We start from the raw sequence: 20663 nt of genomic DNA on the forward strand, positions 1-20663 counted from the left end.
CGCAGCCGAAACAGGGGAAATACTGCTCCACCGTGAGTCACCGCTTGAGAATGGACTCAGGCACATCGAACGGGCGCTCTATGCGGATCAGGAAATACGATTTGCCCCGACAAGCACAAAGAGTACCGGAACCGGCTTATCTGAACGGTTGCGCCATGCATGGCGGGTGCCGTTCTGAACGATAACGTCATGCTTTTTGACCAGGGTGGTCGTACCGTCATCCAGCTCCATGATCAGTTCGCCATCAAGCAAAATGCCATAGTCGACGGTGTCAGTCGTATGAAAGCCCGGGTTTTTCGCCTCAAACTTGCAAGCGAAACCAGGCAGTTTCCCAAGGAACTCCCCCCCCGCAGCCAAAGGATCGAAATCCGGCGCCATCATCACCGAGTCAGGAGGAAACACCACGACCATAGCTACGCTGCCGCCCGGCGCCGGTGTCCAGCAGGTGACCGAATCCGTAGGGTCCGTTGCCGGCTTACCCACACTTTGATCAGGGCCAGTGGTCCAGAGAAGTGATACGTGCATCTCTGGGGTATGGTTGAAATCATGGCTGGTCGCTGGCTGTCCATCGGACAAAATGACTGACTTTCCGGCGTCATCGTACCCGGTCACAATACGGCGAAATTCCATCAGGTTTCTCCTCGCAGTCGTTAATGCACAATAACGATGTTAGTGAAACCACCGTCCCGAACTTCGAGCGCTGCAAGGGCTTCATCGACCTTTTCAATCGAATAACTCTGACGCTCGAAAACCTGCAGGTTCAGTACACCCGCCTCAGCCATATCGGCCATCGCCTGCCCTTCAGCGGTAGTGAACCAAAGCGAACCAAGGATGGACTTCTGGTGAGTCATCAGATCGACGGTATCAATTGGAAGTGGCTCAAAAAGGCCACCGGTGTTGACGTAAATGCCCCCACGACGCAACGCTTTTATGGAGGTCACCACAGACTTTGCAGGCGCGTTGGCTCCTAAGCATTGGATGATCACATCCACGCCCAGGCCGTGCGTATTCTGCAAAATTTCTTCGACCACCCCTTCTCCTGCAACCAAGGCATGTATACGGTTTGGAGCGACGGATTTGAGCCTTGCGAGGAGGTCGGTATTCCGACCAGTCACAAAAATTTTTGCCGCCCCCATGGCGAGCGCGCAAATCGTTGCACCAACACCCAGAGTGCCCGTGCCACCATCGATCATGACTGTTTGACCGGCTTGCAGGTTCGCCTTACGCAGACCGGAATAAGCTGTGCCGATGTAGCCAAATCGCGCGGCAGCCTCATAGCTGACGTTGTCGGGAAGCTTTACCAGATTACGTGCAGGCGCTGTCAGGAATTCCCCGAAACCGCCATACGGATAGTCCTTGAACATATCAACCGAGCCCGGACCGAAGCCGAAATACCCCATGAAGGTATAGGCCGAGCAATTCACATCTTGCCCAGCGCGGCAGGCTGTGCAGCTTCCGCAAGAAAGGCCGGGGTTCACATAAACCCGATCGCCCGGTTTGATGTCCTGACGCACTCGCTCTCCGACCGCTACGACCACACCGGCAGAGTCCAAACCGTAGGTAGCGGGAAGTTCTGCCATCGGCAAAGACGGGAACCATTGAGCGAAATGGTGGATGACGTTGGGAAGATTCGGGATCACACCCGAAGCTTTCACCTGAACAATCACGTCAGTATCACGAACTTGCGGCATAGGTACTTCGTCGACCTGGAACTGACCACCGGGTTCATGCAAGCGAGCAGCACGCATCATTGGTTTGAACATTATTATTTTTCTCCGTGTCAGATTTATCGGCAGTTATGACTGCTTTTGTTTTATGGTCCGCAGACTCGTCTCCCGCGAACCCCGTTCGTTATGCACTCACCAACCCTTGCTCAAAATACCAGCCAGGCAGCATCGCAGGCACAACGATGTGATTAGCGAGCCGCATCATGGATTAACCTCATATCTGGACCCCGGAGGAAGTGGATCCTTGGGATCGACGAAAATATCAGGCAGAAGCGCGGTATTTGGATCATTGCGATAGCGATCAAAATTATTCACCCCTTCCTCTGACAAGACGTCATCATCCAGCACAAAATTTCCAGTGAAGATGCGGGCATCGCGGCAAAGGATGGCGTAGGCGGCATCCGCCATAATCTGGGGAGTACGTGATTGACGCAGCATGGCATCGCCGCCCAATGCGAACTCGACTGCGGCCGTCGCCACCGTTGTGCGGGGCCACAAAGCATTGCAGGCAATGCCGTCTTCGCGCAGTTCCTGCGCCAGCCCCAACATCACCATCGACATGCCATATTTGGACAAAGTGTAGGGCAGGTGCTGAGCGAACCAGTCGGCGCGCATCTGCAACGGCGGTGATAGCGCCAGAATATGAGGATTGCTGCTTTGACGCAGATACGGAATGCAAGCGCGTGAGGCCACGAATGTTCCGCGCATATTGATCTGCTGGATAAGATCAAACCGCTTCAACGCGATGTCCGAGCTCTTGGACAGGTCGATCGCTGAAGCATTGTTGATGCATGCATCGATGCCACCGAAACGTGCAGCGGTTTCGGCTACGGCTTCCTTTACTCGATCCTCGTCGCGCACGTCGACGATGAGAGGCAGCGCCTTGCCACCTGCCGCCTCGATGGCCTCCGCCGCCGAATAGATCGTACCTGGCAGCTTGGGATGCGGTTCGGCGGTTTTAGCAGCAATCGCGACGTTTGCCCCATCGGCCGCAGCGCGCAGCGCAATGGCAAGGCCAATTCCGCGACTTGCCCCAGTGATGAATAGAGTCTTGCCCGCAAGGGGCTTACTAGAGGTACTCATGCCACACCCTCTTCGGAGCTGACGCATTCAAACCTGGTGATCTGATCTGCCCCATCAGAAGACAAAACTTTCGCTCGCCCGATCAGAACATCAAATACCTTGTCGACATCAAACGCCTTACCGTTGTCGCGCCAAGCCACATGATGATCGGGGCGCACAATAACGGCACGTGATGCAAAAAGTTCTCTTAGTTGGGGATCGTGGATGTGATGAATGACGAGGGGAATCCCCCTTTTTTCTGCCGCGGCTTGAAAGGTCTTCGAGAGGGTGTCGCCCTCAACCTCGATAAGCGTGTAAACCTTATCGACGAGGTCTAGCGTCGAACGACCATCCATTAGCCAGGCATGCGGAAGCCTGTGGCCGGGGCGCGCCACCTGGGTGTACTGAACGATATCGTCAGCAGGTTCGGGCGAGCCATCATCCACAATCACAGGTGAACCGGAGTATCGGTAGCCCAGCGGAGTGCCCAAGGAGTTGTACTCACGCTTGAAGACCCTCGTAATCAGCTCACCGATCACTTTGCGCGACGCGTCACCTTCAGCGTCTTCTTGATTCAGATTCGGGAGATGCTGATCGATGGTTGGCTTCACCCTCCCCCAATCAAGATACAGCTCACCAGCCATGGCTGCGGTCCGCGCCGCACCCATTTTCCGATCATATTCATAGCTATCGAGTAATGCTTCATCGGCCCAGCCTTGGAGCACCCCGGTCAACTTCCATCCGAGGTCAAATCCATCCAGGATTCCGGTATTCATTCCGTGACCACCAGCAGGCGGCATGGTGTGCGCGGCGTCTCCTGCGATGAAAACCCGCCCATCGCGGAATCGCTCTGCGGTCCGCTCTCGATTCAGCCAGGGCAAAAGCTCGGTCAGATATTTGAACTCGACCTTCTGTCCGACTACTTGCTCGACGGCCTCATCCATGCGCGCCTTGTCGACTTTGTCTGGTTCGGCAACCAACACAATGCGGAATTGATCAATACCGTCATAGGGCAGCAAGGTCACTGACACACCGTTATTTGTCACTGCGGTATAACGACCACCGATGCGCGGCCGGGCAAGATCAGCGATTTCCTTACTTTGGATAATCGCCTCAGCCGAATGCCCATAGATGCCGGAGCACTGGTATTGAACACCAATTTTCTGGCGTACTTCGCTACGAGCGCCATCACAACCCACCAAGTATTTTGCGCGGATCGAGAAAACATCACCGCCCTTCAGCGGTTGAACCTCAATCGACACTCCATGCTCATCCTGGGTCATGTCCAGGAATTTATGTTCCCATAGGAATTCAACCGAATCGAAACTGCCTGCCAAACGATGAAGGATCGGGTTGAACCAGCTTTGTGGGCAACGCTGCGCAAAGGTCGGGCTTTCTTGCGGCGGCTCCATCTTGCTAATCGCAGCCCATGGAATCCGCGCCAGTTCGTACCCAACGAGCGAGGTCAGGTAGGCAGCGTCCTGAGGGTGATCCGCCGGCCATCCGCAACCGCGCAATTGATCAGTAATACCCCAAGTACGGACCAACTCCATGGTTCGAATGCTAATCGCGTGCAAGCGCGGATCTGTGAAAACTCCGTCTGTCATTTCGACAATGATGCATTTTATGCCACGGCGACCCAATTCCGTAGCCAGGCCACATCCAACAGGCCCGGCACCGACCACCACGACGTCCGCATCGATAGTAGCTTTCTGCATGCAGAAGTCTCCTCACTATTGTTTTTGTTGTTAGCCCGAGCCTCAGACTTACCTGGACTACCAGCAAGCCCTGAAGCTCACTGCTACAGCAGTCCTAGGATGACATCCTTCGGCTGACTTGTTATGCCTAACGTTAGCACAAACAAAGCAAAATAAAATCCCCACATCAGTATTATTTAAAAAAAAATAGAGACAACCCCCTTTAGAACCGAAATATTTAGCAGCGGAAAGCGCACAACGTCTGCTATAACGTTAGCACAAATGAAGCACTCATAGTCGTCACCCTCTCGCAGCTGAGCTCAGTGCAACGAGACCAGATTCCAGCAACGCTGGAGCCGGCGACGACTTGATCAATTCATTGATCAACCACATCCGTCCACGCTTCCATAGGGCACCAAAATGACTGAATTTGTCCGCGATCGAGAAATTGAATTCTTGCTTTATGAGTTTCTCGATACGACAGCGCTCCATGCGCGCCCGAGATACGCCGAGCAAGACCGAACGATTTATGATGAAATTCTGCGCTCAGCACGCGCTGCCTCCGAACGCTACCTGCTGCCCTTCTATCAGAAGGGCGACGAAAAGGAGGTGCAAATGGTGGACGGCGCAGTCGTCTCAACACCTGAAGTCATCTTGGCGTGGCGTGCGATCTGCGATGGTGGCTTCATGGACATGTCCGCCGACGTCGACGCTGGCGGACTGCAAGTACCCGAAGTCATTTCACGGGCAGTGCAGACGTATTTTCAAAGCGCCAACACTAGTTTCGCGGTCTATCCATTCCTTACGCAGGGCGTCATCAATCTGATTCGTAGCTTCGGGACGCAGGCGCAACAGGAGCTATGGATTCCACAGCTCGTCAGCGGAGCGTCCATCGGCACCATGGCCCTAACTGAGCCGGCGCAAGGCTCGGCACTTGCTGACATAACTACAAGAGCCGAACCCCAAAAGGATGGAACCTGGCTCATTTTTGGGCAAAAGATCTATATCTCCGCCGGTGATTCTGATGTGGCGCACAACATAGTTCATATGGTTCTCGCCAAAACGAAGGGCGCGCCAGCAGGGGCTGCGGGCATCTCACTCTTCCTTACGCCCAAATGGCTTCCCGACGATGAAGGCAAGTTGTCGAAGCGCAATGATGTGCACCTTGCCGGTGTGCTGCACAAAATGGGACAGCGTAGCTCGCCCACTACCGCCCTTAGTTTTGGCGATAACGGGGGGGCAGTCGGCTGGCTGGTAGGAGAAGAAGGTAAGGGGCTGGCAGCCATGTTTCAGATGATGAATGAAGCACGGATTGGTGTGGGTATCATCAGCGCCGCACTGGCTTATCGGGGTTTTCTCTATTCGCTGCATTATGCGAGTGAACGTCCGCAAGGCCGGCTGCCGTCTAGCAAGGACCCGAAATCGCCGCAAGTAATGCTGACCGAACACGCAGACGTGCGCCGTCTGCTCCTGATGCAGAAATGCTATTCCGAAGGAGCACTGGCACTGTGTTTTTTTGCCGCGTCCCTGTTTGAGGACCAACATACACATCCAGATATTGAAGAACGCAAGCGCTCAGGCCTATTGCTTGACCTGATGACACCCATTGTCAAATCGTGGTCCGCAAAATACGGCTGCGCATCGAACGATCAAGCAATCCAGATATTGGGAGGAGCGGGTTATACGAGGGAGTATATCGTCGAACAGCTGTACCGCGACCAGCGGATCAACCCAATCCACGAGGGCGCCGAGGCCATTCATGGACTGGATATTCTCAGCAGGAAAGTACGAATTTCTGGAGGAGCTGCAGTCAATGCATTTGCCGCCCAAGTAACTTCAACGATCGAGGCAGCGGAACGCTCGGACCAAGATCTCCCAGGATTGGCGCGCGATCTCAAAAAACGATTGGAGCGCCTGATCCGCCTCACCCAAGACTTGCTTGAGCGCTATGCCGAGGAAGCTGACGAGGCCTTGGCCAATGCAACCATTTACCTCGACGTATTCGGTCGCGTCTGTGTGGCCTGGCTCTGGTTGAAGCAAGCAGTGGTGGCCCAAGAAAAGAAAGATACAACGCAAAACGATGCACTCTATTACGAGGGCAAACTGACAGCGGCACGTTATTACCTTGAATGGGAATTGCCACAAACAGATCGCCAGATGGACCTGTTAGAGACCCCGAACCTCATTCCATTCAGGGCAAACCCAAACACGCTTTGAGGTTCCGATATTCAAAACAAAGCGGCCGATGCAGAAGCACGAAAGATGGCATCAAACGTGTTTCATGCATCGGCCAAACCAAATACCAGACTATTTACGCGACGCCTCATAGCGCAATGCACATTGCCAAGCGATCGCCGCAAGCGGACCCGCTTTAGCCCCAGTCTGAGTGGCATCCTTCGCTGCTGCTGTTCCGTCTGCAGCGCGCTGGGCAATCCCGTGCAGGATTGCTGCCATCCGAAACAAGTTGAACGCCATGTAGAAATCCCAGTGCTCGAGCGCACGCTGGCGACCAGTCGCCAAGACGTACTTGCGCACGTAATCGGACTCATCAGGTATTCCGAGCTTGGCAAGATTCAGCCCTGCGATCCCGCGCCAAAGCGTGGGGGGAATGTGCCATCCCATACAGTGATAGGAAAAATCCGCCAGTGGATCTCCCAAGGTGGACAGCTCCCAGTCGAGGATGCCAATCGCCTTGGGCTCAGTCGGATGCAACACGAGATTATCCAGTCGAAAATCGCCATGAACCAGGGTTGTTTCATCGTCGGCGGGAACGTGCTCCGGCAGCCAATCCATCAAACGCCGCATATCCGCGGTGATCGGCACAGTAGCCTCGCTGCATTGACGCGACCAACGACGAACTTGCCGTTCGATGTAGTTGCCCGCCACGCCGTAGGTCTCAAGTCCAATCGCGCGGTAATCAACCGCATGAAGACGCGCGATCAGACTATTCATCTCCCGATAGATCGCAACGCGCTCATGCGCAGACATCCCAGGCAAAGACTGATCAGTAATCACCCGCCCAGCAAGGAATTCCATTAGGTAAAACTGCGCTCCCAGAATGCTCTCGTCCTCGCAAAAGGCCAGCATCTCTGGTACCGGAATGCTTGTTTCACCCAGAGCCCGCATGACACGATATTCACGGTCGACCGCATGTGCTCCCGGCAATAGCTTGCCTTCGGGTCTTTTGCGAAGTACGTATTTTCGGGTTTTGGTTTCAAGGCAAAAGGTCGGATTGGACTGCCCACCTGTGAGCGGAACAGCGATCAAACCATCTGCCGCAAGCCCCTGACCCGACAGATAGGATTGCAATGCGGGGATATTAAGTGTCTTAGTCATAGCGTACTCACCAGATGACCTGCATCTACCGGCAGCGTTGCTCCCGTTATCGAGGCACCTGCATCACTGGCAAGGAGCAAAAGTGGGCCATCTAAATCTGCCAGCTCTACAAAGCGACGACTTGGAATACGTGACCGAAGTTTGTCCCCCTGCTCCCCGAGCAAAAAATCACGATTGAGAGCTGTGATGACATAACCAGGCAGGAGTGCGTTGACTCGAATGTCATAACGCGCCAACTCTAGCGCCAATGCCTTGGTGGCCTGAATAACGCCCGCCTTGGAAATCGCATAAGGCGCAACGCCACCGGCTACCCGCTCCCCCAGAATTGAGGCAATGTTGACGATACTGCCAGCACGCCCGACAGACACCATGCGCCGGGCTGCCTCTGTGGCGACGAGCCAGGCTCCTTTGAGGTTGGTATCCATCACCAGGTCAAAGTCAGCCGGAGTTTGCTTGAGGGCGGATTGGGTAACAGTGACGCCAGCGTTGTTGACTACAACGTCCGGCACACCCCAGTCGGCAATTTCGTCAAAGCATTGGTTTACGCTGGCCGGATCGGTTACATCCAAGGCCACTGCACGAGCCTCTCCCCCACTCTCCGAGATTTCGCTGACCAATGCTTTAAGCTTTTCCACGCTGCGTGCAGCCACAACCACTCGTGCGCCCTGAGCCGCGAGAAGCCGAGCGAAGTGATCGCCCAGACCACTTGATGCGCCAGTCACTAAAGCTTGCTTGCCAAGCAGAGAGAAACGATCAGATCCGCTCATTGCGTCGACTCCTTCGCATCTTCAAATGCCTTGATGATCTTGCGCGCCATACTCCAGCGATGCACTTCATTCGGGCCATCATAGATACGGAATGCACGCATATCGGTGAAGATGCGCATGGCGGCGGTTTCACCAGTCATACCTTGCCCCCCCAGGATCTGCACCGCACGATCAACCACGCGCCATTCAGCCTCTGAGCAAACCACTTTTGCCCGGCTTGATTCAAAATTGCATTGGTGACCTTGATCCATCATCCAGGCGGTATGCCAGATGTGAAGCCGGGCGGTTTGAAGGTCCATGTCGTTGTCGGCCAACATGAATCCCACGCCTTCATGCTTGCCAAGTGGCCTGCCAAAGGCTTCGCGGCGGCTTGCATATTCCACTGCCAGATCATGAGCGCGGCGTGCTTGTCCGAGCCAGCGCATGCAATGGGTTAGACGAGCAGGTGCCAGACGGACTTGGGCATAGCGAAATCCTTTGCCAACTTCCCCAAGGACGTTTGCCGCAGGCACCCGTAGGTTACTAAAACGTAAAACACCATGCCCACCGGTGAAGCAACGATCCATCGCATCCATCTTGCGTTCTAGCGTAATGCCATCGGCGTCCATATCACTCAGAAACATCGTCGCATCACCACCCTCCGTTCGAGCCATGATGATGACGTAATCGGCGCCATCAGCACCGGTGATCAGCCATTTCAAACCATTGATGATGAAGGTATCGCCATCGCGAACAGCACTGGTCTGGAGCATGCTTGGATCTGCCCCCGCCCCAGGGGAAGGCTCGGTCATCGCAAAACAAGAGCGAGTTTGCCCCGCGACTTGCGGGCGCAACCAACGTTCCTTTTGTTCCTGTGTAGCAACCGCCTCCATCAAGTGAATATTGCCCTCATCGGGTGCGTGAATATTCATTGCAGTGGGGCCGAGCCATGAATAGCCAGCCTCTTCAAATACCACCGCCTTTTCAATGTGGCTGAGACCCAAACCGCCCAGCTCTTTACCTGCATGTGGCGTCAAAAGTCCTTCGGCGCGGGCCAGTTCGACCAGATCTCGGCGCAAATCTGCGCTTGGACCATGCGCGCCTTGGCGTGGATCATTTTCAAAAGGAATGATCTTGTCAGCAATGAATCGCCGCGTGTGATCACGCAGGCTTTCAAGCTCAGGGGATAGATTAAAGTTCATCATGTCATCCGTCTGCGTCAAGGAATGGCGAGTTGCGTCGGGTTATCAGCACTTCCTTCGAAGTCTGCCCAGGTAGTCGATCTTTCCAATGTCGAGGCCTTGCTCGCGCAAGATGGCGTAGCCTATGGAGGTGTGAAAATAGAAGTTCGGCAACGAGAACGAGAGCAGGAAATTTTCAGCCGTAAACTCGGCCTGGTAATCCACTGCCATGAAGAGAAGGTCCTTATCAGCAAAAGCATTGACTTCATCCTTGTCTAAAGCTGACAGCTCTTCAATCGCCATATCCACACCCCCCTTCATTGCACCGAAGCTTTCAGGCCACGAAAGGTCGGGCGAAAACCGGCCCCGGCGCACCGCATTGATAGCGCCGCTGGAATGGCTTATAGCAGCCTTTACCTGATAGCTCAGCGGGCGCATATCAAGCGCCAAACGCGCATTGATCAGCACTTGTGGCTCCACTCCGCACACTGCGCAATGGTGCTCGGCCTTATCCATCAGACCGGACATGGATTCCAGAACTTGTATCCAGGAAGGCACCAGCGCATCAAAAAGTGAAACTGTCATAGGCTCTCCTTGCACTCCAGGACGGTGTTCTTCGGAGCCTCACCCTGGGAGAGCACATTGCGAAGCCTCTCCCGAAGCGTCACACGCTCACCAGCAATCTTGTTGGCGTGGTCGGCGCGCACATGCCCATAGCCACGAATTTTCTCAGGCAGTGAAGCCAGGGCTAACGCATCAGCAATGCCTTGTTGCCGACCCGTGCACTCATTAATCAGAACCAAATCGTCCTCATAGTTCTTGAGAAGCTCGCGCGCCAATTTGCTTTCCGCGTTGTAGCGGAACGGATCAATCAGCGTTCCGCGAATGGCTCGAATCGATTTAAGAGCCCGCATGATCGGGAACACCCAGGAACCTACTTCGCATTTTTGTAGGTTTCCCGTGACGGGGTCCCTCTTTGAAAACGGCCACGCCCCAAGGTTTAGGTGCAGCCGGTAGTCACCTTCAAATTGGCTCTCGACCTCTTCGCGAAACGCAGGGGAAGAGTAAATCCGCGCCACCTCATACTCGTCCTTGTGCGCTAGCAACTTGTAGTAATACCGCGCTACGGCACTGGCCAAAGCGCCCTCGGCCCCCATTTCAGCATCTTTGTCCTGTGCACGTTTCACAGCGCTCGTATATCGCTTGGCTAGAGCCTTACCTTGATATGCAATGAGACGCGAGCTGCGATCTTCAACGATGTCATTCACGCTAGGATTGGGCTCAATGATCCGTACAACACTTTCATTGCCTGACCTGGCTTGGCTCATCAACTCGCGGCGAACAGCCTCTGGATCGACAGCCATGCGACGCCCCCATTCAAAACTCTGAATGTTGAAATCCACCTTCACTCCGTTGAGCTCAATCGCATGATGAAGCGACTTGAGGCCGACAGGGACGCGCCCCTGCTGCCAAGCAAAGCCCAGCATGAACATGTTCACTGCAAGGGTATCGCCCATCAGGCCTGTCGCTATGTGGCTGGCCTCAAGCGTGTGAATCTTCCCTCCAGTCGTCACGCTTAAACGCTCTATTAGCCCCTCGGCATTGGCCTTCCAGTCAGGTCGTTTAGGGAAGTCCGAAGTTGGCGCTATAACAGAATTGATGACGGCATGGCTCCGGCTGAGGCTTAGCTTGCTGACCGCCTCTTCACCGGAAGCCACAATCAGGTCACAACCGATGACAAGATCTGCCTCGCCCAAACCTAACCGGGAGCTTCGCAGCGTCTCGCCTGCTGGAGCAAAACGCAGATGAGACATCACAGCACCGTATTTCTGAGCGATGCCCGTCACATCAAGCACACTACTTTCACGCCCCTCAAGGGTTGCAGCCATATTCAGGATTGCCCCGATGGTTACAATACCTGTGCCTCCGATACCGGCAACGAGCACCCCATATCCGCCCTTGGTATCTGGCAGAATCGGCTCCGGCAAATCGCCCCATCTGTCTGAGGCATTCGCGCTGACACCTACCTGGCGTTTAAGCTTTCCGCCGCGGACAGTCACGAAGCTTGGGCAGAATCCCTCAACGCAGGTGAGATCCTTGTTGCAGCTCGACTGATTGATTTTTCGCTTGCGGCCCAATTCTGTTTCGAGCGGTTCAATCGACATACAGTTGGACTTTCGACCACAATCGCCGCAGCCCTCGCACACCTCGGCATTGATCAACACACGCCTTGCCACATCGATTGCAGGGTTGCGTTTGCGTTGGCGCCGTAGCTCAGTGGCGCAGGCTTGGTCGTAAATCAGCACCGACACTCCCTCAAACTCACGGAGCTCTCGCTGCACCGCATCCAGATCATTGCGAGGGCGCAAATCGACGCCTGGCGCCAGACTGACTCCGTGATAGCGCGTCACGTCATCGGTTACGAGCACGATCCGCTCCACCCCCTCGGCGCGGACCAGATCAATTGCACGCGGGACCGTTAGCTCACCGTCCACGAGTTGCCCGCCGGTCATCGAGACATATCCGTTATAAAGCAGTTTGTATGTCACTCTCACTCGGGCGGCGACTGCCTGTCGAATCGCCATGCTTCCAGAATGAAAAAAAGTGCCATCCCCGAGATTCACAAAAACGTGCTTTTCGCTGGTGAAACGTGATTGCCCAACCCAGAACATGCCTTCAGCACCCATGTGGGTCACGGTGCCAGTGGTCTCGGGCCGGATCCACATAGCCATGCCATGGCAACCGATCCCAGCCATCGTGCGACTGCCATCAGGCACCACAGTGGATCGATTGTGCGGACAGCCCGAACAGAAATTCGGAGTGCGTAACAGCGCCGGCACATCGAGTGAAAGCCCGCCACCCTCTTCGTCAGATGCAAGTGCCTTCAGACCAACCAGCCCTGCGATGGTGCGGGAAATGATTTTGGGAGAAAGCTCTCCCGACATTGGCAATAAAGGCACACCTTCAGACGTATGGCTTGCACCAGACGGATCCGCCTTACCCCAAACCCTAACATGCAGCCCTCCCGCTTGCAGGATGGCGCGAACTTGCTCCTCAACAAAGGGCCGTTTTTCTTCGACGACCAATACACAGTCCAGGTCTTTCACAAACGCTTCAACGATTTTCGGATCGATCGGATAAGTCATGCCCAGCTTTAGAAGGCGTATACCCGCATTCGTGGCGACTTCATCGGTCAGCCCCAGATCGGTCATAGCGCTGCGCGTATCAGTCCAACTTTTTCCTGCAGAAACGATGCCCAATCTGGGTCTGATTGGAGTCAGCATAATTCGATTGAGCCCATTGGCCCGCGCATAAGCGATGGCAGCAGGAACTCGATGCTCATAAAGCCTCGCTTCCATTTCAAGCGGCGGCTCGTTGGCAAGAATATGCACCCCCTTCGGCGCTAGCGTGGGCATGGAGGGAAGTACAGGACGTGCGCGATTCGGGCCGACTTCGACGGTCGAGGTTGTTTCCACGACATCTGTAACCAGCTTGATCGCAACCCAAAGACCTGCATATCGGCTCATGGCAATGCCGTGCAGACCGTAATCCAAAATTTCCTGAGTGTTCGAGGGATACAGGATCGGCATCCCGCAAGCCTTCAACTGCATGTCCGATTGCGCAGAACGAGAAGATGATTTTGCCGCATGATCATCTCCAACCAGAGCGATCACCCCGCCGTTTGGCGCCGTGCCTGCGGTGTTGGCATGTTGAAAGGCATCGCCACTGCGATCAACGCCGGGGCTTTTGCCATACCAAATACCAAACACTCCATCGACCTTGGCACCGGGATAGAGGTTGACGTATTGCGTCCCCCAAACGGCGGTTGCAGCAAGATCCTCGTTAACTCCAGGCAAGAATTCGACGTTCAGCTCGCTCAGCTTGGCTCTGATCCGCATCAGCTCCATGTCATAGGAGCCCAAGGGAGAACCGCGATAACCAGAGATGAAGCCGCCCGTGTTAAGACCAACGCTCTGGTCGCGCCAGCGCTGCTCAAGCGGCAAACGGGAGAGCGCCTGCGTGCCAGACAAAGCGACGACCCCCTCACGCAGCTCATAGCGATCTTCAAGCTTGGTTTGGCGTGGTTTATCTAACACTGCCATTTGGGACTCCAGAGATGTGAACGGCTTTGAGTTTGTTGGCCACGCCGTTACGGCGTGCGCCGGAGTCGGCGGCTTCAGCGCACGCCGAAACCGCGACAAACAAGGACACGCTAAAATGAACAATCACGTGGGATAGCGCTTTGCAACGCCACTTCACTTATAGGAAAAAGCTGCAGGCGCCCTATGAACCATTTAAGGACGTGCGGCGTTCAGACTGACTCAAAGCAACTGGCGAGCCTCTAGCCACCTACGGACAATGCTTGTCGCCTCGGCGATCTGCTCAGGCTGATTTGCGTAGTAATGCGTTGCCCCTTTGATGACATGCATTTCTTTGTCCTGAGAGCCAGCCGCTTCAAAAATTCGCCTGGAATCGGGCTGAGGAACACCATCATCAGCACTCCCTTCGATCACAAGAAGCGGAGAGGTCATCGCGGCGGCGCATACAAAACCATTGGCGCGGGAATCTTCCGGAGACCATTGCGAAAGCCAGGCACGCAATGTCGAGAACCGTCCCAAACCAATCGGTCCGGAATTTACGGTTTCAGGATCCCCTAGAAGCCTCCCGCCCGGCGCACGGTCATTGGGATCGAGTGTCGGGTCCAGGAAGCGAAGATCAGCCCAGGTGCGATGCACAACGAACCCTCGCTCAAGCTCGCCGGTGCCGCGGGACTTAAGCTCCTCGAGCGTGTCTTTCACCCAGGCTGTGATCCTGCGAAGACGAGCCTGTTGAGCTGCACGATAACGAGCGACATATTCGGACGTATATGGCGGCTGGTTCGGGTTGCGCGGGTCGTAGATATCGAGCTCCACATCCCGATCATCCGGATTCGCCTCATTACGCACGGAGGGATCAATCACCTCGGCAAGATTCAAGGCTCGCCCTGCGTGTGCAGACTGAAACACAACGGCATCTGCGGGTATCAGCCCGGCCCCTACGATATCGACAGGGTCACCCGCCGGGGTATCGATGATCGTAGGTGTCTCAGCCTGCGACTGGTAAAACAGCGACAGTGACCCACCACCACTCCAACCCAGGAGGACGACTTTCTCGTAACCCCACGACTCCTTTGCATGGCGAATGTAAGCACCGAGATCAAGAACAACTTTCTCCATGATGAGCGCCGTATCGTTCTTGGGATAACGACTGCCCGCGCATAGAACATGCAACCCTGACCGCGCAAAGGCCTGAGGCACAGGAAGCAAATGCAGTGTGGAGCTGGGGTGCATTAAAATGATGAGGGTCTTGGAAGACCCTTCAGTTGGGCGCAGAAGCATGCCCTCTAAATTGACCTTACCCTGCGTGCCCGAGTAACCATAAGTTTCGGCGAAACGTGAACGCTCCTCGTAAGTTATATGTACCCATTCACAAGAGAAGGCGTGATCTTGGCTTGCCATGATGTGCTTCTCCTTAACCCTTCAGCGCTATTGCAGGCTGCGCCTTTATCTTGTTCCAAGCCTTCAAAGACTTATGAGCATCGCGCTTGTGATGCTCCCACGCCTCGGCATTCTCCTCAGAGTAAGTAATAAACTCTAACCGATAGCCGTTCGGGTCATGAAAATACAGCGATGTGCAGACTCCATGATCAACCGGGCCGTCGCATTTCACTCCACGTTCCTGCAGGCGATCCTGCCACTCATGAATGGCCTCGATACTTTTTACTTTGATGGCGAAATGCAGGTCCATACCCCATTGGCGCTTGAATTCAAAGACAGAACCATCAGGAACGTCCGCCACGTCAAAAAATGCCAAGTAGGAAGACTCACCGGGGACGTTTGTCCCGATGTCGAAGAACAAGTGCAAATAGCGCATCTCCTCCCCTGTGGTCGGGTGCCGCTCGTTGATCATTGCAACCTCAAGCGGGAAGCCGAGCACACCTTCGTAAAAGTCACATGTCTCTTGCGCGTCCCGGCATCGATACGCAGCGTGATCCAACCCGAAGATTTGCGGCAATTCGGGATTGCGCGGACATCTAGTCATCACTTGTCTCCTGTTGATTTGCGCTTGAGCAAGCGCATGGGTGACCTGTAAACCTTCAGCACAGTGCTAACGTTAGTTTTTTTATGGACCGCTGTAAAGTGAGAATGCCATACGAATTCGTCAGTATTCAGAGCGCTTATGTCTAAAAATATGCCAAAACATTGGAAAATAGGAGCTATTCATTGCAGTGCGTCAGGTTTGAGCATCCTAAAATCGTGTGTTATAACGATTGCACAGTTAGAGCAATTGGCAGGTCGACACATGACCAAAAATGAAGCAAGAGGTGATGAATGGCAAAGCGTCAAACCTTCAGTCAGCTAGTCGCCACAGGAGCGCCGCTAGTCATGCCCTGCGCTCACGACGCGCTCACGGCGCGACTGATCGAACAGGCTGGTTTCCCAGCATTTGCGATCAGCGGCTCCGGCGCACTCGCTGCACGCTTTGCACTTCCCGACTTGGGAATAGCGGGTCTTGCAGACGTTTGCGATGTAACTCGCAACATTCTCGATGCCACATCGATACCCTGCATGGTCGACGGCGATGACGGCTACGGCGACGTGAAATCCGTCGCGCGGACCGTTCGTGCAAATGAGGCCCTCGGCGTCGGTGCGCTCGTACTTGAAGACCAAAAACGTGCGCTTAAACGTCCCGGTCAGAGTGCTGCCGTCGGCGTGGTGCATGACGAAGAAATCGCGGCAAAACTGAAGGTGGCCCTCGATACTCGTGATAGCAAAGATATGTGGGTCATCGGGCGCACCGACGCCTATGGCGCACAAGGTTTAGATGCCGCAATCCGCCGTGCGGAGCTGTATTTGAAGAGCGGTGTGGATGGTTTGTTTCTCGCAGGCGTACGCAAGCCCGAAGAGCTTGAACGTATCGGTGAGGTGTTCCGTGGCACGCCGCTTATCGCCGTTGTTTATGGAGGAAAGGACTGGCCGGCAATGACTGTCAGTGAACTCCATGGTATGGGCTATACACAGATCTTGTATCCGCTTGCACTGCTGTTGCCAATGTGCACGTTGTTTGACGACGCACTCCAGGCGCTTCGCTTGAGCGCAATAAACGGCACACCACCACCAGTGCTGGAGGATGAAAAACGCGCTCGCGCCCTTCTCGCCAACGCCGTTAAAGCCGAGGAATGGCTATCACTTGAAAAGGTCACTGGAGGTATCACCGAATGAAAGGGCTCATCGTTGATGATAGTACGCCGGATAAACCCCGGCTCACGTTGGCACATATACCAAAACCCAAAATCAGCGAAAGCGAACTCCTTATTCGCGTTAGGGTTTCAGGCCTTAACCGTGCAGATCTGGGGCTGACCCCCGACCACTACGCACCCAACACGGTCGTTGGCACCGAACTGGCTGGAGAAGTCGTCGAAGTGGGTGCTGGTTGCAGCGGTTTTTTTGAAGGGGACCGAGTCATGGCGCTTTCAAGCGGGTCCCACGCTGAGTTTGCCAAGGTCGACCATAGAATCGCAGTGAAACTGCCGGATGATATTGACTGGCAGACTGCCGCCTCGTTACCCGCATGGTTCATGACGGCATATGACGCGTTGATCACGCAGGGTAAATTGCGCGCGGGAGAGACGGTACTCATCCAGGGGATCACCTCAGGGGTGGGTCAAGCTGCTGCGCAACTAGCCAAGTTAAACGGCGCGAAAACCGTTATTGGCGTCGCGCGCTCGCAAGACAAACTGGATCAGTTAACGAGCGAGGAAGTGGATCAGACCTTTGCGATGAAGGACGGCTGGGCCGAAGCTGTGCGCGAGGCTACAGGTGGACAAGGTGTAGATCTCATAATCGACATGGTTGGCGGCGGGGCTTTGAACGGCAACCTTCAGGCTCTCGCCATTTGCGGCCGTATGGTTGCAGTAGGCCGTCTGGGCGGCGCAAGCGACACGCTGGATATCGGCATGCTTGCTTTCAAGCGCGCACAGATTACCGGAGTGACATTTCGATCTCGGAATATTGAAGAAAAAGCCGCCATCGCCAGAGCTTTTGCCTCGCATATTATCCCCCTCGTCGTTGCGGGCAAACTCAAACCGCGTATAGACCGTATAGCTCAACTCGCCGAAGCAGGCGCCGCACAGGAGCTGATGCGGGACAACAAACACTTCGGCAAAATATTGTTGGCAATCGTATGAGCTCACCATTCAGCAAAACAGAAACGCTTTCGATGATGCATAGCGGGGCACACCAGCGCCTTTCGGGGAGACGCATTGTTATCACAGGCGGCGGAACCGGAATTGGTCGTGCGATAGCCGAGCGGTGCAGTTTGGAAGGCGCAATCGTCTCGGTCATTGGCCGACGGCAAGCACCACTATCTCAGGTGCAGGCAGTTACGGGCGGCTATTCAGTATGCGCCGATCTACGCGACGAGGATGCTACCAAGCGTGCCGTCTACGAATGTGCCTCATCCATGGGCGGTCTTGACGGACTGGTGAATGCAGTGGGGGTCCTTGACGTCTGCACCCTGGAGGAGTGCAATCTGGATCGCTGGAATCAAAGCATCCTGGCTAATCTGACTGCCCCGTTTTTGGCCTGTCGGGCAGCACTTCCATTTTTGCGCGAGGCAGCAGGAAACGGAAAGAGCGCAGCCATCGTCAACATCGCAGCGCTCGCAGCGATAATGCCAGGTGTCAGCAGCGCAGGTTACTCCGCCGCCAAGGCAGGCTTGGTGCAATACAGCCGAACCATTGCCAAAGAATTGGGGCCGGATATTCGGGTAAATAGTGTCTGCCCCGGCGCAGTCGAAACCCCCATGACCGATGGCTTCCTTTCCAGAGAAGGTGTGAACCGGGAAGGCTTCATTTCCCGTTACACGCTAGGTCGCTTGTCCCAAGCGGCAGAAGTGGCCAACGTTGTCGTCTTCCTTTTAAGCAACGAAGCCTCATGCGTTATTGGTAGCAACTTTATCGTGGATGGAGGGCGCGCTTTCCAGTAATTGCCTCGATAGGTGTTTTCACCTATCGAGATGCCCGAGCCGTTAAAGCAGCTCTCGACTTTCCAGAGCGGTAGCTGGTGATGAAAATAACTTGCCGGGAGCGCCGGAGCTACCTCTCACAATTAACTCTCCGGGCGTAATTGACCCGAAGGAAGCATTCGATGCCGCACTCCCCACTTTCATTTGATGCAGAAGCCAAAGGCCACACGCCGTGGCAATCTGAGCGTTCGGCACAGAAACCGTCGTTAAGCCAGGCTGCCACCAGCGGAAACCAGGTTCGTCACCGAAGCCTACGACTGAAAACTGTTCGGGAATCCTCAAACCTTGATCAATCACCTCATCCAAAATACCCCGAGTGATCTGCAATGAGCCGAGCACAATACCCGTCGGCGGCTCATTCAAAGCAAGAAGCTGTCGCAAGGCCGTGCGCCCGAACTCTGAGGAGGCGCCAGGACCGAACACCATAAGCTCCTCATCGATGACTATGTGCTTTTGCGCCATATAAAAACCTTTGAGGCGTTCTTCGCCCGCGAAGGTTGTTGGCATCAACCCGATGTAACCAATCCGTTTATGGCCCAAGGCGATAAGATGCTCAGTACCGACCTCAAGTGCTTTGACATTATCAAAGCAAAACCATTGCTCACCCAAAGACGGATGTCGCCTGATCCATTGAACATGCGGCGTGGACTTGAGAAGCCGGATGGTTTCGGGGCGCGGATTTTTGGTTGGGGTAATCACAATCCCGGCGGCGCTGGCGCTGATCAATTCGCGCAACTGACGCAATTCTGCATCGGGATCATCATTGGTTTCGGAGAGGACCAGTTGGTAGCCCTCCTCTTCCAAAGTTTTCGAGAGGGCGTGCGCGCCAATACTGTATTGGCTGTTACCTAGATCAGAGAGCACGAGGCCGACAAGCTTGCTTGAACCACCGCGCATCATTTGGGCCGCGCGGTTGGCAACATACCCAGAACGCTCAGCCTCCTTCATGACCCGCTGTCGTGTCTCGGCACTGATTCGAGAGTCATTGGCAAGAGCACGCCCCACCGTCGATACGGACAAATTCAAATGCTTGGCGAGATCTTTTGCTGTCGTCATTAGGGTACACATAGTGGATGGATGATACGGGATGGAATCACCTTAACATGGCACTCCGCTTTTCCCATGTTCAACGCCAGAGCGAATAATAACGCGTACTGAAAGACAGGGTTAAGGATTCTCCGAACAAGTTTGCACCAAGCACTCAACGGAGCTGAAATGATGCTGCCAACCTCAAAAATAACCCGCGTGCAGCCGCCCCGCATCGTCCAAGCATCTAGCTAGGACAGCCGCTCAGAAATCGTGACTTATAGAGTATTACAAAAGAGCCTGTATCCATCGGCACCTCAAAGGAGACTCATCATGTCAGAACCAATCCAAATCGTTGAGAGCTTCATCCAGCACATCAACTCAGGGCAGATCGATAAAGCCATGGATCATCTCAGCGAAAACGTTTTTTATCACAACATTCCGCTGCCCCCCATCAATGGAAGAGAGGCTGCTCGCGAGTTTGCCCACGCTTTTGGCATGGGCAGCCGACTAACATCAAGTTGGAAGACAGTCGCAATCGCAGCTGCCGGGGAGGTCGTTCTCACAGAGCGGGTTGACGACTTCATCACTGAAGATGGCGGACGTATCTCCATCCCACTGATGGGAAGTTTCCGCGTTCGAAACGGTGAAATCGTCGAATGGCGAGACTATTTCGATCTCGGCGATCTTACGCGTCAAGCGGAGCGCGCAAATATCGCGCTCTAAGCCTGCACCTTCGCTGGCTCCAATTAGCCCGAGGAAAGCCCCGATTCACCGACCTGAGCATTGCCTGGCGAACCCCGGTTTGATCAGGCGGCTGTC

General features: G+C 54.7%; 17 protein-coding genes. 5 read left to right on the forward strand and 12 right to left on the reverse strand.

The window, feature by feature from the left end:
* Window positions 1-87: 87 nt before the first annotated feature.
* The 4 genes from ACSFE6_RS01225 to ACSFE6_RS01240 form a co-directional block, all read right to left on the reverse strand.
* The gene (locus ACSFE6_RS01225; protein ID WP_435425920.1) at window positions 88-630 is read right to left on the reverse strand and encodes a cupin domain-containing protein; all 543 of its coding nucleotides are present in this window, start codon (window positions 628-630) and stop codon (window positions 88-90) included.
* A gap of 20 nt (window positions 631-650) precedes the next feature.
* A complete protein-coding gene (locus tag ACSFE6_RS01230) occupies window positions 651-1763 on the reverse strand; it encodes an alcohol dehydrogenase catalytic domain-containing protein (protein ID WP_435425921.1) in 1113 nt (370 codons plus the stop codon).
* Window positions 1764-1928: 165 nt separating this feature from the next.
* Window positions 1929-2810, reverse strand: coding sequence for an SDR family oxidoreductase (locus ACSFE6_RS01235; RefSeq protein ID WP_435425922.1), 882 nt, complete (start codon window positions 2808-2810; stop codon window positions 1929-1931).
* Window positions 2807-4507: an FAD-dependent monooxygenase gene (locus ACSFE6_RS01240; protein ID WP_435425923.1), complete on the reverse strand. Its 1701-nt coding sequence runs from the start codon at window positions 4505-4507 to the stop codon at window positions 2807-2809. The genes ACSFE6_RS01235 and ACSFE6_RS01240 overlap by 4 nt, the downstream gene beginning before the upstream one ends.
* A gap of 399 nt (window positions 4508-4906) precedes the next feature.
* Between ACSFE6_RS01240 and ACSFE6_RS01245 the strand changes: the two genes are divergently transcribed.
* A complete protein-coding gene (locus ACSFE6_RS01245; protein WP_435425924.1) occupies window positions 4907-6703 on the forward strand; it encodes an acyl-CoA dehydrogenase in 1797 nt (598 codons plus the stop codon).
* 90 nt (window positions 6704-6793) lie between these two features.
* On the opposite strand, the gene ACSFE6_RS01250 is transcribed toward ACSFE6_RS01245, so the two are convergent.
* The 7 genes from ACSFE6_RS01250 to ACSFE6_RS01280 all read right to left on the reverse strand — a co-directional run bounded on the left by ACSFE6_RS01250 (window position 6794) and on the right by ACSFE6_RS01280 (window position 15830).
* Window positions 6794-7822, reverse strand: coding sequence for a phosphotransferase (locus ACSFE6_RS01250; protein WP_435425925.1), 1029 nt, complete (start codon window positions 7820-7822; stop codon window positions 6794-6796).
* Window positions 7819-8589 (reverse strand): SDR family NAD(P)-dependent oxidoreductase, encoded by a 771-nt coding sequence (locus ACSFE6_RS01255; RefSeq protein ID WP_435425926.1) that lies wholly within the window; start codon window positions 8587-8589, stop codon window positions 7819-7821. The genes ACSFE6_RS01250 and ACSFE6_RS01255 overlap by 4 nt, the downstream gene beginning before the upstream one ends.
* On the reverse strand, window positions 8586-9770 hold the full coding sequence (locus ACSFE6_RS01260) for an acyl-CoA dehydrogenase family protein (RefSeq protein WP_435425927.1): 1185 nt from the start codon (window positions 9768-9770) through the stop codon (window positions 8586-8588). The genes ACSFE6_RS01255 and ACSFE6_RS01260 overlap by 4 nt, the downstream gene beginning before the upstream one ends.
* Before the next feature lie 45 nt (window positions 9771-9815).
* On the reverse strand, window positions 9816-10334 hold the full coding sequence (locus ACSFE6_RS01265; protein WP_435425928.1) for a DUF1993 domain-containing protein: 519 nt from the start codon (window positions 10332-10334) through the stop codon (window positions 9816-9818).
* Entirely contained in the window at window positions 10331-13852 is a 3522-nt protein-coding gene (locus tag ACSFE6_RS01270) for an indolepyruvate ferredoxin oxidoreductase family protein (RefSeq protein ID WP_435425929.1), read from the reverse strand. Before ACSFE6_RS01270 ends, ACSFE6_RS01265 begins: the two co-directional genes overlap by 4 nt.
* Window positions 13853-14071: 219 nt before the next feature.
* On the reverse strand, window positions 14072-15247 hold the full coding sequence (locus ACSFE6_RS01275; RefSeq protein WP_435425930.1) for a serine aminopeptidase domain-containing protein: 1176 nt from the start codon (window positions 15245-15247) through the stop codon (window positions 14072-14074).
* 13 nt (window positions 15248-15260) lie between these two features.
* The gene (locus ACSFE6_RS01280; protein WP_435425931.1) at window positions 15261-15830 is read right to left on the reverse strand and encodes a VOC family protein; all 570 of its coding nucleotides are present in this window, start codon (window positions 15828-15830) and stop codon (window positions 15261-15263) included.
* Between the two features lie 290 nt (window positions 15831-16120).
* Here ACSFE6_RS01280 and ACSFE6_RS01285 point away from each other — a divergent pair, with 290 nt between their 5' ends.
* From ACSFE6_RS01285 to ACSFE6_RS01295, 3 genes are read left to right on the forward strand one after another with little or no spacing between them, the layout of a single operon-like run.
* Entirely contained in the window at window positions 16121-17011 is an 891-nt protein-coding gene (locus tag ACSFE6_RS01285; protein WP_435425932.1) for an isocitrate lyase/PEP mutase family protein, read from the forward strand.
* Window positions 17008-17976 (forward strand): zinc-binding dehydrogenase, encoded by a 969-nt coding sequence (locus ACSFE6_RS01290; RefSeq protein WP_435425933.1) that lies wholly within the window; start codon window positions 17008-17010, stop codon window positions 17974-17976. Before ACSFE6_RS01285 ends, ACSFE6_RS01290 begins: the two co-directional genes overlap by 4 nt.
* Window positions 17973-18776 carry an SDR family NAD(P)-dependent oxidoreductase gene (locus ACSFE6_RS01295; RefSeq protein ID WP_435425934.1) on the forward strand — a complete coding sequence of 268 codons (804 nt, stop codon included), beginning with the start codon at window positions 17973-17975 and terminating at the stop codon, window positions 18774-18776. The genes ACSFE6_RS01290 and ACSFE6_RS01295 overlap by 4 nt, the downstream gene beginning before the upstream one ends.
* A gap of 42 nt (window positions 18777-18818) precedes the next feature.
* Here the strand turns inward: ACSFE6_RS01295 and ACSFE6_RS01300 are convergent, their stop codons facing one another.
* Window positions 18819-19871, reverse strand: coding sequence for a LacI family DNA-binding transcriptional regulator (locus ACSFE6_RS01300; protein ID WP_435425935.1), 1053 nt, complete (start codon window positions 19869-19871; stop codon window positions 18819-18821).
* 303 nt (window positions 19872-20174) lie between these two features.
* Here ACSFE6_RS01300 and ACSFE6_RS01305 point away from each other — a divergent pair, with 303 nt between their 5' ends.
* Window positions 20175-20567 carry a limonene-1,2-epoxide hydrolase family protein gene (locus tag ACSFE6_RS01305; RefSeq protein WP_435425936.1) on the forward strand — a complete coding sequence of 131 codons (393 nt, stop codon included), beginning with the start codon at window positions 20175-20177 and terminating at the stop codon, window positions 20565-20567.
* Window positions 20568-20663: the final 96 nt, after the last annotated feature.

This window comes from Pseudomonas baetica (assembly GCF_051216495.1).
In the GTDB taxonomy this organism is placed as follows: Bacteria; Pseudomonadota; Gammaproteobacteria; order Pseudomonadales; family Pseudomonadaceae; genus Aquipseudomonas; species Aquipseudomonas baetica_B.